12 protein-coding genes are annotated in these 14248 nt (G+C 70.8%); 4 read left to right on the top strand and 8 right to left on the bottom strand.

All coding sequences use genetic code 11. The annotated features are described in order from the left end of the window. Positions 1 to 17 precede the first annotated feature (17 nt). Complete coding sequence (locus BKA10_RS07205) at positions 18 to 1007, bottom strand: asparaginase (RefSeq protein WP_183499268.1); 990 nt, start codon at positions 1005 to 1007, stop codon at positions 18 to 20. Positions 1008 to 1045: 38 nt separating this feature from the next. On the opposite strand from BKA10_RS07205, the gene BKA10_RS07200 reads away from it, so the two are divergent. After that, positions 1046 to 1528, top strand: a complete 483-nt coding sequence (locus BKA10_RS07200; protein WP_183499267.1) for an OsmC family protein — start codon at positions 1046 to 1048, stop codon at positions 1526 to 1528. 10 nt (positions 1529 to 1538) lie between these two features. On the opposite strand, the gene BKA10_RS07195 is transcribed toward BKA10_RS07200, so the two are convergent. Further along, positions 1539 to 2318 (bottom strand): 1-acyl-sn-glycerol-3-phosphate acyltransferase, encoded by a 780-nt coding sequence (locus BKA10_RS07195; protein WP_183499266.1) that lies wholly within the window; start codon positions 2316 to 2318, stop codon positions 1539 to 1541. 118 nt (positions 2319 to 2436) lie between these two features. Between BKA10_RS07195 and BKA10_RS07190 the strand changes: the two genes are divergently transcribed. Beyond that, a complete protein-coding gene (locus BKA10_RS07190; protein WP_183499265.1) occupies positions 2437 to 3390 on the top strand; it encodes an FKBP-type peptidyl-prolyl cis-trans isomerase in 954 nt (317 codons plus the stop codon). Positions 3391 to 3422: 32 nt separating this feature from the next. Continuing rightward, positions 3423 to 4505 (top strand): 1-deoxy-D-xylulose-5-phosphate reductoisomerase, encoded by a 1083-nt coding sequence (gene dxr, locus BKA10_RS07185; protein WP_183499264.1) that lies wholly within the window; start codon positions 3423 to 3425, stop codon positions 4503 to 4505. A 10-nt stretch (positions 4506 to 4515) separates the two neighbouring features. Here the strand turns inward: dxr and BKA10_RS07180 are convergent, their stop codons facing one another. From BKA10_RS07180 to pflB, 3 genes are all read right to left on the bottom strand, one after another. Beyond that, positions 4516 to 6141, bottom strand: a complete 1626-nt coding sequence (locus BKA10_RS07180; protein ID WP_183499263.1) for a glycosyltransferase family 2 protein — start codon at positions 6139 to 6141, stop codon at positions 4516 to 4518. Positions 6142 to 6218: 77 nt separating this feature from the next. Further along, positions 6219 to 7166, bottom strand: a complete 948-nt coding sequence (gene pflA, locus BKA10_RS07175; protein WP_183499262.1) for a pyruvate formate-lyase-activating protein — start codon at positions 7164 to 7166, stop codon at positions 6219 to 6221. A 24-nt stretch (positions 7167 to 7190) separates the two neighbouring features. Next, a complete protein-coding gene (pflB, locus tag BKA10_RS07170) occupies positions 7191 to 9452 on the bottom strand; it encodes a formate C-acetyltransferase (protein WP_183499261.1) in 2262 nt (753 codons plus the stop codon). 241 nt (positions 9453 to 9693) lie between these two features. Between pflB and BKA10_RS07165 the strand changes: the two genes are divergently transcribed. After that, complete coding sequence (locus tag BKA10_RS07165) at positions 9694 to 11130, top strand: AAA family ATPase (protein ID WP_248198892.1); 1437 nt, start codon at positions 9694 to 9696, stop codon at positions 11128 to 11130. A 63-nt stretch (positions 11131 to 11193) separates the two neighbouring features. Here BKA10_RS07165 and BKA10_RS07160 read toward each other — a convergent pair whose 3' ends face one another. The 3 genes from BKA10_RS07160 to BKA10_RS07150 all read right to left on the bottom strand — a co-directional run bounded on the left by BKA10_RS07160 (position 11194) and on the right by BKA10_RS07150 (position 14236). After that, positions 11194 to 12768 (bottom strand): Mur ligase family protein, encoded by a 1575-nt coding sequence (locus BKA10_RS07160; protein ID WP_183499260.1) that lies wholly within the window; start codon positions 12766 to 12768, stop codon positions 11194 to 11196. A gap of 39 nt (positions 12769 to 12807) precedes the next feature. Continuing rightward, positions 12808 to 13506 carry a DUF1775 domain-containing protein gene (locus BKA10_RS07155; RefSeq protein ID WP_183499259.1) on the bottom strand — a complete coding sequence of 233 codons (699 nt, stop codon included), beginning with the start codon at positions 13504 to 13506 and terminating at the stop codon, positions 12808 to 12810. 127 nt (positions 13507 to 13633) lie between these two features. Further along, complete coding sequence (locus BKA10_RS07150; RefSeq protein ID WP_183499258.1) at positions 13634 to 14236, bottom strand: hypothetical protein; 603 nt, start codon at positions 14234 to 14236, stop codon at positions 13634 to 13636. Between the last annotated feature and the right edge of the window lie 12 nt (positions 14237 to 14248).

The following is a 14248-nucleotide window of genomic DNA, read 5'->3' as shown; positions in this document are numbered from 1 at the left end:
GCTCCTTGTGGGAGCCGCTACACGGTCGGCCTGATGGAGCCGACGTCCTGTCCGCCGCCGGATATGGTCAGCGGAAGCCTGGTGAGCGTCTGCGCGACGTCGGCGGCCGCGAGGGCACCGATGCGCACGAGCAGGGTGAGAGCGATGACGGTGGCGGCGCGCCCGCTGCCGTCGAGGATCTTCAGCGCCACGGTCGTGCCGTCGGGCGCGACCATCACCATGACGCCCTCGGCCCCGCCCTTGGCGAAGACGCCGAGCGACTCGATCGCGATCGTGTCGGCCCGGCCCGGACCGTCGATCGCCCATGGATGGGCGCGCACGGCCTGCACGAGCAGTCCGGCGCTGCGGTGCAGCGCGAAAGGCGAACGCTCGGACGACGTGCCGATGCGATGGATCGCGCGCGCCAGCGCCGACAGCGGCATGGCGTACACCGGCGCGCCGCAGCCGTCGACGGCCGTGGCGAGCGTCTTGGCTCCGGTCAGCCGCTCGACGACCTCGCGGATGTGCAGTTGCAGGGGGTGGCTCGGATCGAGGTAGCCGTCGGTGTCCCACCCGCTCGCCCGGCAGGCCAGCAGCATGGCGGCGTGCTTGCCCGAGCAGTTCATGCGCAGGCGGTCGGGCTGCCCGAGCTCGCGGATGAGCTCGTCGCGCGTGGCCGAATCGCCCGGCCAGGCCGGCGGACAGCCCAGCGCCGACTCCTCGACACCGGCCGCGTCGAGGATGTCCCGGACGATCGCGACGTGCCGGTCGGTCCCGGAGTGACTGCCGGTCGCCAGCACGAGCCGTTCGTCCTCGAGCGCGGCCCCGGCGGTCACGCACGCGAGGGCCTGCAGCGGCTTGAGGCTCGACCGGGGGAGGATCGGCTGATCCACCCCGCCGAGGGTGAGCACGGGCGTGCCCTCGGGGTCGAGGACGATGGCGGCACCGGCATGCCGGGACTCGATGAATCCGCTGCGCTCGACGACGGCCAGCTCGACTGCATCTGAGACTGAGAGTGTCTGCGCCACGCTCCCAGCCTATCCACCCCGCATGCGAGACTGACGCCATGATCGGCGAGCACCACTACGGGCTGAGGACCACCTGGACCGGCAACCGGGGCACCGGCACGAGCGGATACCGGGACTACGACCGTGCCGTGACGATCTCGATCGACGGCAAGCCCGACCTCGCGGCATCCGCCGACAAGCCCTTCCGCGGCGACCCGACCCGGTGGAACCCGGAAGACCTGCTGCTGGCCGCGCTGAGCGAATGCCACCTGCTCTCCTACCTGCACGCCTGCGTGACCGCGGGTGTGGTCGTCGTCTCGTACACCGACGAGGCCACCGGCACCATGGCCCTGGACGGGCGCGGCGGCGGCGCGTTCACCGAGGTCACGCTGCGGCCGCGGGTCGAGGTCGAGACCGCGGAGATGATGGATGCCGCGATCGCGGCGCACGCACAGGCCAATGCCTGGTGCTTCATCGCGAACTCGGTGAACTTCCCCGTGCGTCACGAGCCGACAGTCACCGTCGCGGGCCCGACGCCGTAGCGCCGGCGCGTCAGCGGCGCTCGTGCGGGAGGGCCTGCCGGATGCGTTCGACCGGGTTCTGCGCCGGCGCCTCGTTGTAGGCGTTCGCGAGCTCCTGCCCCGACAGGGCGTGGATCGCGGACATGATCTCGTCGGTCGCCAGGCGCCGGGCCTTGCCCGACGACGCCGTCCCGTGATGCGAGAGGTCGAGTGGCTCACCGAACCGGATCGTGACCCGCGGGCGCATCTTCGGCCACTTCGCACCCACCGGCATGGCCTCATTCGTGCCGGCGAGTCCGACCGGCACCACCTTCGCGCCGGTCTGCAGCGCGAGGAAGGCGACGCCCGTGCGGCCCTTGTACAGCCGGCCGTCGAGCGACCGGGTGCCTTCGGGGTAGAGCGCGATCGCACGATCGGACTCCAGCAGGCGCTTCTGCTGTTCGAGCGCGTCCATCGCCGCCTGGCCGGCGCCGCGCTGCACGGGCGTGGCCCCCAGCGCGGTGAAGAACTGCCGGCTGAGCCACCCGATGACACCGGTGCCGTCGAAGTACGACGACTTCGCGAGGTAGTAGACCGGGCGCGGTGCGAACGTGGGAATCACGAACGAGTCGATGAACGACAGGTGGTTGCTCGCGAGGATCACCGGTCCCGTGCGGGGGATGTTCTGCCGGCCTTCGATGTGCGGACGGTAGATCAGCCGGGCCAGCGGTGCGATGCCCCACCGCACGAAGTAGTACAGGAATCCGGCCCGAGGCAGCTCCTCAGAGGCGGAGGGCGCCTCGTCGGGGGCAGGCGGCTGCGCATCGGTCACCCGTCGAGGGTACTCCGATTTTCATGCCGATCCGGGCATGGCGCTTCTCACAGCGGGGACAGAAGAAAGTGCGGCAGGATGAGAGCTTCCCCCGCTCCACACACTGTGAGGTCTCTCCGTGCGCCTGCGTCCGATCGCCGCCCTGTCCACCGTCGCCATCGCGATGCTCCTGCTCGCGGGGTGCGGCAGTACGGCCGAACCCGACGCGTCAGAGACACCGTCGGCCTCGGACGATCTGTGCGCGGCGCTCCCCGATCCCGGCGAGGCATCGGACTCGGTCACGGTCGAGGGCGACCCGGGCACGCCGTCCACCGCGACCTTCACCGCACCGCTCGAGTTCACCGAGCCGCAGGTGACGATCGTCGCCGAGGGAGAGGGTGACCCGGTCGAGTCCGGCGACTTCATCTCGTACGCCTTCACCGCCTACAGCGCCGAGACCGGCGACGAGATCATCACGATCGGGTACGAGCCCGGCGAGGTCATGCCCTCGCAGGTGTCCGCCGAAAGCCCGCTCGGCCAGATCCTCGGCTGCCCGGCGCCCGGGCAGCGCGTGGTCGCCGCCCTCCCGGCATCCGAGACCGCCGACGCCGAGATCTACGTCTTCGACGTCCTCAGCACCGTCCCCACCGTCGCAACCGGCGAGCCGCAGGAGCTTTCCGAGGGGATGCCGGAGGTCACCGTCGCCGAGGACGGCGCGCCGTCGGTGACGATCGGCGACACCGGCACACCCGACGAGACCGAGGTCGCCACGGCCAAGAAGGGCGACGGCTACACCGTGCAGGAGGGCGACTACGTGCTGATCCAGTACCACGGCGTGCGCGTCTCGAACGGCGAGGTCTTCGACTCGACATGGGATCGGGGCGGAGTGCCGATCGCCGAGCAGACGACGCGCTTCGTCGAGGGGTTCCAGAAGGCGCTCGTCGGCCAGACCGTCGGCTCGCAGGTCGTGGCGGTGATCCCGCCCGCCGAAGGCTACGGCGAGGGTGAGATCAACGAAGACGACCTCGTCGGTGAGACGCTCGTGTTCGTCGTCGACATCCTCGGCGCGCAGAAGGCCGCGGCGACCGAGTGACCCGGGCCGGCGCGCGCCGGTAGGCTGGCGTCATGCGTCGCGTCCTGATCCTCGGCTCCACCGGGTCGATCGGAACGCAGGCGCTGGACGTCATCCGCGAGCGCCGCGACCGGTTCGAGGTCGTGGGCCTCGCCGCAGGCAGCAACCGCACGCAGCTCGACGCGCAGGCCGCCGAGTTCGGGGTCGCGCACACCGCGCTCGGTGCCGATGACGCCGAACAGCTCGTGCGCGATGTGGCTGCCGACGTCGTGCTCAACGGCATCACCGGTTCGGTCGGGCTCGGTCCCACGCTCGCGGCGCTCGAGACCGGCAGCACCCTGGCGCTGGCGAACAAGGAGTCGCTCATCGTCGGCGGCGACCTCGTGACCGCGCTCGCCGCCCCGGGCCAGATCGTGCCCGTCGACTCGGAGCATTCCGCGCTTGCACAGGCGCTGCGCTCGGGCACGCCCGAAGAGGTGCGCAGGCTGGTGCTCACGGCATCCGGAGGCCCGTTCCGCGGTCGCACCCGCGAGTCGCTCGCCGATGTCACCCCCGCCGAGGCGCTCGCTCACCCGACCTGGGACATGGGCCGGGTCGTCACGACCAACTCGGCGACGCTGGTCAACAAGGGGCTCGAGGTGATCGAGGCCCACCTGCTCTTCGGCGTCCCGTATGACCAGATCGACGTCGCGGTGCACCCGCAGTCGATCGTGCACTCGATGGTCGAGTTCATCGACGGGTCGACGATCGCCCAGGCGTCGCCGCCCGACATGCGGCTGCCGATCTCGCTCGGTCTCGACTGGCCGCACCGCGTCGCCGGCGTCGGGCGTCCGCTCGACTGGACCACCGCGTCGTCCTGGACCTTCGAGCCCCTCGACGACGCCGCCTTCCCCGCCGTGGGCCTCGCGAAGCAGGTCGGTCGCGCGGGCGGCACGTATCCCGCCGTGTTCAACGCCGCGAACGAGCAGGCCGTCGACGCGTTCCACGAGGGGCGTCTCGACTTCCTCGGCATCCTCGATACGGTGCAGCGCGTCGTGGACCGGCACGATGCGCCGTCGGCGCTGGATCGCGCCGCGCTCGCCGAGGCGGAGCGATGGGCCCGGGATGCCGCGGACCGCACGATCGCCTCACGCTGAGCCGATTACGTCAGGCCAGCAGCGCCCACGCGTCGGCAGCCAGGACCAGCGCGCTCACGCCGGCGGCGGTGAGGGCGATCCAGCCGAGCCGGGCGAACGGCCCACCCGTCCGCGACGCGTGCGCGCGGACGTCGGTACGGCGCCACCGGGCGTCGATGAACAGTGCGGCGACGATCGCGGTTCCGGCCACGACGGTGGCGGCCACTGTGCCGCCGGCGGGAGCCGCCACGACGGCGACCACACCGGGCAGGAGTGCGAGCGCCTGGCGCGCGGCGGTGGGCCACCCGCGCAGTGAGCGCAGCGCGAGCCAGGTGGTCAGCGCCAGCCCCGCCGCCGTGACGATGAGCGACCAGACCGGCAGGCCCACGAGCACGGCTGCGACCACGGGCGCGATGACGGTGCCGACGGCAGCGACCCGTCGGGCGAGCAGTCGTGGGGTGCGGCCCCAGGTGACCATCACCCGGTGCAGCCCGCCCCCGGGAAAGCGGCTGACCAGGCCCATCGCGCGCAGCCGCAGTCGCCGCCGTGACGCCTGGCGCGTATCGGACGCGGCCCGGCCGGCCGGCAGGGGTTCGTCCTCGCCCAGCGCGGTGATCGCCCGCTCCAGTGCGGCCTGCGACAGCACGTCCCTCAGCACGGCGCTGCCCGGCCGATCGGCCACCTGCGCTCGCAGCGCCGTCGTCATCGCGTCTTCGGCGCGGTAGAACTCGTCTGCGCTCACGGTGCGCGCCAGTGCGCCCGGCCAGCGCCACGCCGGCGACAGCGACGCGGCGGCATCGGCGGGAACGTGCTCGGCGAGCACCTGCTGCACGTTGGCGAAGAACGCGTCGCGCTCATCGCGCGGCAGCCAGCGCACGGCATCCGACTGCAGACGCCCGACGAGCTCGATCCTGATCCATCGGGTCAGGTAGGCATCGCGCTCCGGTCCCGCCGGCAGAGCCTCGACCATCGTGTCGATGCACCGGCGCAGCGCCGGGTAGTACTCGTTCGCCCGATACCGCCGGTAGCCGGCACCTTCACCGTCGTCGCGCTCGGCGTGGATGTATACGGTCGAGTCACCGTACACGGCGACCTGCCGCGCCTCGGTGTAGGCGTGCGCCATGAACAGGTGGTCCTCGAGACGCCGGAGCTCCTCGTCGAAGCGCAGACCGATCTCGTCGAGGAACTCGCGGCGGAACAGCGCATGGGTGGTCATGCTGTCCTGCAGCGGCTGGGCGGGGGAGTGGGCGTCGGTGACGGTGCTGCGGAAGAGCACCTTGGGCACCTTGCGACCCATTCCGGCCATGCGGCCGACGACGACGTCGGGGCCGGTCCCGCGGGCGAAGTCGCGAAGCTGCTGGAGGGCGTCGGGGGCGAGCCAGTCGTCGTGGTCGACGAGGTACACGTACTCGCCGCGCGCCTGCGAGAGCCCGGTGTTGCGTGGGCGGCTCGGCCATCCCGACGGCGGCTGGTGGATCACCCGGGCCCATGCACGGTCGGCCGTCCACCGGTCGAGCAGGCGCTCGGTGCCGTCGGTGCTGCCGTCGTCGACGAGCAGCACCTCCATGTCCTCATGCGGCAGCGTCTGCGCGTCGAACGAATCCAGCAGCGGCCGGATCCACGGACCGGGATCGAAGACAGGAACAACGATGGACACCCAGGGGGTGTGGGGTTGCGCCATGCGGGTGTCCTCCGCGAAGAGCATAGCGAAGAGGATCTGTGCCGGATGCCGCGTCAATACGTCATGAGACCGTGCACGCGGAACTGGTCGCGCACGCGGTCCACCAGCGCTGCCGGTGGTGCCGGCGTGCCGGCCAGTTCGTACCGCAGGCCGAGTGCGTCCCACTTGTCTCGGCCCATCTGGTGGAAGGGCAGCACCTCGACGCGGGTGACCGTGCCGGTGCGGATCTCGTTCAGCGATGCGGCGTACGCGGCGACCCGCTCGACGTCGTCGACGTCGTCGGTGAGACCCGGAACCAGGACGAACCGGATCCACACCTCGGGTCCGTGGGACATGGTGGCCAGGCGGCGGCCGAACGCGAGGGTGGGGGCGAGCTCACGGCCGGTGACACGCTGGTAGGTGTCGGGGTCGCCACTCTTGACGTCGAGGAGCACGAGGTCGGTGTCGTCGAGCATCGCATCGGTTGCGTGCGCGCCGAGGTACCCGGACGTGTCGAGTGCCGTGTGGACGCCGAGTTCCTTCGCCCCGCGGAGGATGCGAGCGGCGAAGGCGGGCTGCATGAGCACCTCGCCGCCCGACAGGGTGATGCCCCCGCCGGTGGCCCGGAAAACTCCCAGATACCTCCGGACCCGCGACAGGATCTCATCGGCCATGACCAGCTGCCCGTCCTTCATCGCGAAGGTGTCGGGGTTGTGGCAGTACAGGCAGCGCAGCGGGCAGCCGTTCACGAACGTCGTGAGCCGCGTGCCGGGGCCGTCGACCGCGGTCACCAGTTCCCAGGAGTGCACCGAGCCGAGACGGCCGTCGCGCATGGCCGCGAGTCGCTCATGACGGTCGAGGTCTTCGACCGTCAGTCCGTCGACGCCGGCGCCGACGCGGCGCGCCTGGACGGGCAGGTCCAGACGCGTCGCGTCGTCGGGCAGCGGTGCTGCACCGCCGGGCAGCGCCGTGCCGGTCGACGCGTCGGCCTCGGTGGGGACGCGGATCAGGGTCGCAGGCATGTCAGGTCACGTCCTTGCTCCCGCTCAGACCGAGCCGTGGAACGTGCGCGACAGCACGTCGAGCTGCTGCTCGCGGGTCAGCCGCACGAAGTTCACGGCGTAGCCGGACACGCGGATCGTGAGTTGCGGGTACTGCTCGGGGTGCTCCATGGCATCCACGAGCGTCTCGCGGTTGAGCACGTTGACGTTCATGTGATAGCCGTTCGAGCCGATGTAGGCGTCGAGCAGACCGGCGAGGTTCTGCACCTGCTCGCCCTTCGTACGGCCCAGGCCCGTGGGGACCACCGTGTTGGTGAGCGAGATGCCGTCCTGCGCCTGGGCGTAGGGGAGCTTCGCGACCGACAGGGCGGAGGCGAGCATGCCGTGGGTGTCGCGGCCGTTCATCGGGTTGGCGCCGGGTGCGAACGGCTCGCCCGCGCGGCGGCCGTCGGGGGTGTTTCCGGTCGCCTTGCCGTAGACGACGTTCGAGGTGATCGTCAGCACCGACTGGGTGGGCAGCGCGTCGCGGTACATGGGGTGACGCCGGATCTTGGCCATGAAGCGTTCGACGAGGTCGACGGCGATGGCATCCACTCGATCATCGTCGTTGCCGTACGTCGGGAAGTCGCCCTCGGTGACGTAGTCGACGACGACGCCGCGCTCGTCGCGCACCGGGGTGACGGTGGCGTACTTGATGGCCGACAGCGAGTCGGCGGCCACAGACAGGCCGGCGATGCCGCAGGCCATGGTGCGCAGCACGTCCTTGTCGTGCAGTGCCATCTCGAGCCGCTCATAGGCGTACTTGTCGTGCGACCAGTGGATGCAGTTGAGTGCTTCCACGTACGTCTCGGCGAGCCAGTCCATCGTCAGGTCGAACTTCGCCATGACGTCGTCGAACTCCAGCGGCCCGTCGCCGACCGGGGCGGCCAGGGGGGAGACCTGCTTTCCGGTGACCTCGTCTCGGCCGCCGTTGATGGCGTACAGGAGGGTCTTGGCGAGGTTCACCCGTGCCCCGAAGAACTGCATCTGCTTGCCGATGCGCATCGGCGAGACGCAGCACGCGATCGCGGCGTCGTCGCCCCACGCGGCGCGGATGAGCTCATCGGACTCGTACTGCACAGCCGACGTGTCGATCGACACCTGCGCGCAGTAGTCCTTGAAGCCCTGCGGAAGCTCGGGGCTCCAGAAGACGGTCATGTTCGGCTCGGGGGCGGGGCCCAGGTTGTACAGGGTCTGCAGGTAGCGGAACGAGTTCTTCGTCACGAGGGGGCGTCCGTCTTCGCCCATGCCGCCGATCGTCTCGGTGACCCAGGTGGGGTCGCCCGAGAACAGGGCGTCGTACTCGGGGGTGCGGAGGAACCGGACGATGCGCAGCTTGATCACGAAGTCGTCGATGATCTCCTGCGCCTCGGACTCGGTGACGGCGCCGGCCTGCAGGTCACGCTCGATGAAGATGTCGAGGAACGTCGAGGTGCGGCCGAGCGACATCGCGGCGCCGTTCTGCTCCTTGACCGCGCCGAGGTAGGCGAAGTACAGCCACTGCACGGCCTCGCGGGCGCTGGTGGCGGGGCCGGAGATGTCGAACCCGTACGAGGCGGCCAGCTGCTTCAGCTCGCCGAGGGCGCGGATCTGCTCGGCGTGCTCTTCGCGGCGCCGTAGGATCTCTTCGCTGAACGGGGTCGTGTCGAGGGTGAGCTTGTCGACATTCTTCGCCGCGATCAGGGCGTCGACGCCGTAGAGGGCGACGCGGCGGTAGTCGCCGATGATCCGGCCGCGGCCGTACGCGTCGGGCAGGCCGGTGATGATGTGCGAGTTGCGTGCGGCCCGCACGCTCGGGGGATAGACGTCGAAGACGCCCTGGTTGTGGGTCTTGCGATATCGGGTGAAGACGGTCTTGAGTGTCTCGTCGATCTCGTAGCCGTAGGTGTCGAGGGCGCCCTCGACCATGCGCCACCCGCCGTTGGGCATGATCGCGCGCTTGAGGGGAGCATCGGTCTGCAGGCCGACGATGACCTCTTCGTCCGTGCCGATGTATCCGGGGGCGTGCGCGGTGATGCCGGCCGGCGTGTGGACGTCGATGTCGTACACGCCCTTTTCGCGCTCGGCCGGGAACATGCCCGACAGGGCGTCCCAGATGCGGGTGGTGCGGGCGGTCGGCCCGGCGAGGAAGGCCCTGTCGCCGGAGTAGGGCGTGTAGTTGCGCTGGATGAAGTCGCGGACGTCGATGCCGTCCTGCCATTCGCCCGGGGTGAAGCCGCTCCAGGCGGCGGGGATCGTGTCGACGTTGTCGGGGGTGACGGTGGTCATGGTGCTTCCTTCGTCCTTGTGGGAGTCGGGCCTGCCGGCATGCCGAGCGGTGTGTCGGCGGGTCCGTTGCTCCAGGCTAGAACTCGTGGTCAGACCACTCTCCGATCGTGCACGATACCGCTAAGCGGGGAACGAGATCGATGGCTCCGCCGTTGTGGTAGGACCACAAAAGGCGATGGATGCCGGTTCGGCGACTCCTGCCCCTGCTACGGTACGAACTCCGACACGTGGAGGATGGACAGTGGGCGATCAAGACCGGGATCTGATGCGCGAAGTCGCGCGGTACCTCGAGCATGTGAACGCCCTGCAGCAACAGGAGCTCCGGCCCACGCGCACCCCGCTGGGCGATCTGATCAGTGAGCACCTGAACGTCGACGCGGCTCAGATCGCGGTGGTGCAGGAGGTGATCGCCGACCATCGACTCGTCGATGCGGACATCGCGCTGGAACTGATCGCCGCAGAGGCGGGCGGCCGGCTGGTGGGGGTCAGCGGCGGCGAGCAGCGACTGCACAACAGCATGGCCGAACTGGTGAGCAACGCGTACCTGCGTTTCGCGCCCGGCCCGGTCGACTTCGCCGAGCGGGCGACGGGGCCGGCCACGAGCCGTCGCGTGGTGGCGATGGGGGTGCGGCTGCTCATGCACGAGGGCGCGCCGATCGCGCTGACCCAGCGTGCCGCATCAGAGCAGATGGGGCGGCCGTCCGCCGTGCTCGAGGTGATGGGCGCCGACCCGGACGTCGTGTCCTCCTTCCTGGCGCGCGTGCGCGCGCTGATGGTGGAGCACAGCGTGCTGCGCGGCCAGGTCCTCTCGTTCACGCCGACCGAGTTCGGGCGCAGCGATGCGGGGGCGACGTTCCTGAACCGGCCGATCGTCACGGTCGACGACGTCATCCTCCCCGAGGGAGTGCTCGATGAGATCGTGCAGCACGTCATCGGCATCGGCGAGCACCGCGAACTCCTGCGCGCTGCGGGTCAGCACCTCAAACGCGGAGTGCTCCTGTACGGGCCGCCGGGAACGGGCAAGACGCTCACCATCCGGCATCTGCTGACCCGATCGGTCGGCACGACGGTCATCCTGCTCACCGGCACCAGCATCCGGTTCATCAGCGCCGCCGCAGAGATCGCACGCACCTTCCAGCCCTCGATCGTCGTCCTCGAGGACATCGACCTGGTCGCGATGGAGCGACACACCTCACCGCAGCCGCTGCTGTTCGAGGTGCTGGAGGCGCTGGACGGACTGGACGGCGACGCCGACGTCGCCTTCGTGATGACCACGAACCGCGTCGAGGTGCTCGAACGGGCACTCGCAGAGCGCCCGGGTCGAGTGGACCTCGCCGTCGAGGTCCCGCTGCCCGCACTCGGAGAGCGCGAGCGCCTGTTCCGCCACTACGCGCACGGGCTGGATCTCACCGACGAGACCTTGACCGCTGCCGCCGCACGCACGGACGGCGTCACAGGTTCGTTCGCCAAGGAGCTGATCCGCCGGAGTGTGCTGCTGGCCGCAGCACAGGGCGAAGACATGGCCGACGCCCACCTGCGGGCGGCGCTCGACGAGCTGATGAGCGCGCGACGCCACCTCACCCGGCGCATGCTCGGGACCGAGCCCGATGGGGCCCCTGCCGAACCGGACGACGTCGGGCCCGCGAGCTTCGGCTGGTTCGCCTCCGACCCGTTCTGACCATCTGCCGTCGACGATGGTCACCCGTGCGGCTGCACAGCGGTCACTCGGTCTCGCCGGACGTCACCAGCCGGCGTCGGCGAGGGCTTTCAGGGCCATGGCGCGCGGGTTGTAGGGGTGGCGCACGCCCTGGATCTCGCGGTGGTCCTGGTGCCCGGGGCCGAACCACAGGATCGCGTCGCCCTCGCCGACCATCGAGACGGCCTTCACGATCGCGTCTTCGGGCGGCGTGATGTTGAACAGGCCGCCGGCGGGCGGCGCCTGTGCCGCGCCGGAGTACAGGCCGTCGCGGATCTCCTGCGGGTCCTCCCAGCGCGGGTGGTGGTCGGTGACGATCGCGATGTCACTGTTGTGCGCCGCAGCCAGCCCCATCGCGGGACGCTTGGTCGTGTCGCGTGAGCCGTCCGCGCCGAACATGATCAGCAGCGTGCCCTTGGTCTGGCGGCGCACCGCCCGGGCGGTCATCTCGAAGCCGTCGGGGGTGTGGGCGAAGTCCAGGTAGACCGTGGGTCCGCGGCCGGTGGTGACCACCTCCGTGCGGCCCGGGAGTTCGGCGCGGATGCCGCCGTCCCGGGCGAGCGTGTCGACGATCTGCTCCCATGTGGCAACACCGGACTCCAGGATCATCACGATCGCGAGCCCCGCGTTGGCCGCCATGTGCGGGCCCGTGACCGGAACGGTCGTGACGAGCCGCTGCCCGTCGGGGCCGGTCAGCTCCATGACGGTCGCGTTGATGGCCTCGTCGAGCATACGCACCTGCCACTGGGCGGTGGCTGCCAGCTCGGCGTCTTCGGCGATCTCGGCGGTCGCGATGGTCGTGACCGGGATGTCGGCGTGTTCGACGACGCGGCGCCCGGCGGGAGTGTCGAGGGAGACGACGGCGCGGCCCGCGCGGTCGGAGCGGAACATGCGCAGCTTGCCCGCGAGGTACTCCTCCATATCGGCGAAGTCGTCCATGTGGTCGTTCTGCAGGTTCGTGAACCCTGCGACGTCGTAGAAGACGCCGTCGACGCGGTGCCGGACGATCGCCTGCACGCTGACCTCGAAAGCCATGACGGTGACGCCGCGCTCCTTCATGTACGCGATGAGCGCATGCAGTTCGCTCGACTCCGGGGTGGTCAGCCGGGCCATCACGACATCGCCGTCGATATGGCGGCGTGCGGACGACGACATGCCCGACGTCAGACCCAGCTGACGCAGCAGCGCATCCTGCAGGTGCACCGTCGAAGTCTTGCCGTTGGTGCCGGTCACGCCGAGCATGACGGGCATCGCACCGACGTTGCCGTAGACCCATGCCGCGAGATCGGCCATGCGTCCTCGGGGGTCGTCGGTCACGAGGATCGGCAGTCCGGCATCCCGCGCGATCTCCGCGCCGCCGGCGTCGGTGAGGATCGCCACAGCGCCCTTCTCGGCCGCTTCGGCTGCGAACTCGGCGCCGTGACGGCGGACGCCGTGGATGCCGACGAAGATGTCGCCCGCTCGCAGATCGCTGGTCGCGAGGGTGACGCCGGTGGCACTGCGGCCGGTCAGATCGCCGCGCACCTCGTACGAGAAGCGGGCCGCGATCTCATCGAGCGGCCGGACGGGAGGATGCTCCGGGCGGAGCACGGGCGGGGTGGCGGGAGGCGGAGTCGGCATAGCCCGTCCATCTTCTCACCCGCGCCCGTGCGGGATGTGTCAGCCGCGGCGTCGGCGCCCGAAGATCGCGACGCCCAGGGCGGCCAGCGCGGCCACGAGTGCGCCGACGCTCAGCCACCGTGCGACCGGGTCGCCGGCGGCCGTCGTGTCGGTGTCGCCGTCCGCACTCGCGTCTGCGTCGGCGTGGGAGTCACCGTGGCCATCGTCCGCGGCCGCCACGTCGCCGACGGCGACCACGGGGGCCGGGGAGTCGAGCTCGTGCGGATCCTGGCCCTCGTCGGCGATCTCGGTCCACCCGGTCTCGCCGTCGGCGCACTGCTGGGTGACAGGGAAGGCGACGTCGGTGCCGGCGACCGACGAGGCGAAGACGACGTCGAGCGCGACGGTCGCGCTCACGCCGTCCTCGACCGGAACCACCGCGGTGTAGACCACCTGAGTGGCGATGCCGTCGGTGCCGAGCTCGCGTGAGATCGACCAGGCGCCGTCGAGCACGGGTGTGACCGCGTCGATGCCCTCGGGAATGTCCAAGACGAGGCCGGTGGTGGGGGAGCCGTCGCACCCGTGGCTGAAGTCGAATTCGAGGCGGGTGCTGATGCCGGCGGCGCTGTCGGTGGGTGAGACGTGGACGTGGGCGGATGCCGCCAGCGGAACGGCCACGGCCAGCATCGCACCGGCGGCGAGGCCGGCAGCCAGACGTGTGCGGCGGCGGGCGGGGGAGGACATGCGGGAAGAAGTCATGGATGGTCTCTCTGTGGGTGGCGCGACGATGTCGCAGGTCGGCGCGGCACCGGCGGCGCTCGCCGGACCAGTCGTGTCTCGGGATGCCGCAGTGGTGCGCCAGGGGATGCCGCTGCTGCGGCGTGGGTCAGAGCGAGAGAACGGGTGGGCCCCGGCGTGACACCGAGGTCAGCGCGACGGCGCCGCGTGCGGTGCCCAGCGGGAGAGCGATGACGCGAAGCAGAGGAGCGGGCCGGTGCCACGCGATCACCGTGCGTTCCACGACGTGGCGCAGGCCGGCCGCAATCGCGCGGAGCGCGCGCTCGCCGTGGCTGACGAGCAGCACCGTGACGGCCGCCGCCGCGACGTGCCCGGCCAGCATGAGCGGGTCGCTCGCGAGCGCGCCGACGGCGCCGGCCCCATCGCCTCCGGAGCCTGCGAGGCTGACGGCCGCGCCGTGCACGTGGCGTCCTCCGGCAGGACCGGCGGTGCCGACGGTGGCGAAGGCGAGGTGCAGCAGCAGCTGGCTCACCGCGACGACCGACGTCGTGCGCCATAGCGACGGCCGCCGCCCGGTGAGCAGGACGGCGATCGGCGTGGCCAGCAGGGTGACCGCGACCAGCAGCCACACCGGCGGCGCATCTCCGCCAGACAGGGTGTGGGCGGTGGCCGCGACGGTGGTCGCCACGGCTGCGGCGGCGGCACCGCGCACTGCGCGGCCACGCCGCTGCGATCTGTCCACCGATTCCACGCCTCGAGCCTA

This window comes from Microbacterium invictum, from assembly GCF_014197265.1.
GTDB classification, from domain to species: Bacteria; Actinomycetota; Actinomycetes; order Actinomycetales; family Microbacteriaceae; genus Microbacterium; species Microbacterium invictum.
The sequence above is the reverse complement of the archived record's forward strand: the minus strand, read 5'-3'. Positions and strand labels throughout refer to the sequence as shown.

What these genes read in the sequence shown, in the direction of transcription:
- dxr (WP_183499264.1), top strand. Translation starts at nt 3,423, where the DNA reads ATGCGTCGCGTCCTGATCCTCGGCTCCACCGGGTCGATCGGAACGCAG.
- BKA10_RS07200 (WP_183499267.1), top strand. Translation starts at nt 1,046, where the DNA reads ATGATCGGCGAGCACCACTACGGGCTGAGGACCACCTGGACCGGCAAC.
- pflA (WP_183499262.1), bottom strand. Translation starts at nt 7,166, where the DNA reads ATGCCTGCGACCCTGATCCGCGTCCCCACCGAGGCCGACGCGTCGACC.
- BKA10_RS07160 (WP_183499260.1), bottom strand. Translation starts at nt 12,768, where the DNA reads ATGCCGACTCCGCCTCCCGCCACCCCGCCCGTGCTCCGCCCGGAGCAT.
- BKA10_RS07155 (WP_183499259.1), bottom strand. Translation starts at nt 13,506, where the DNA reads ATGACTTCTTCCCGCATGTCCTCCCCCGCCCGCCGCCGCACACGTCTG.
- pflB (WP_183499261.1), bottom strand. Translation starts at nt 9,452, where the DNA reads ATGACCACCGTCACCCCCGACAACGTCGACACGATCCCCGCCGCCTGG.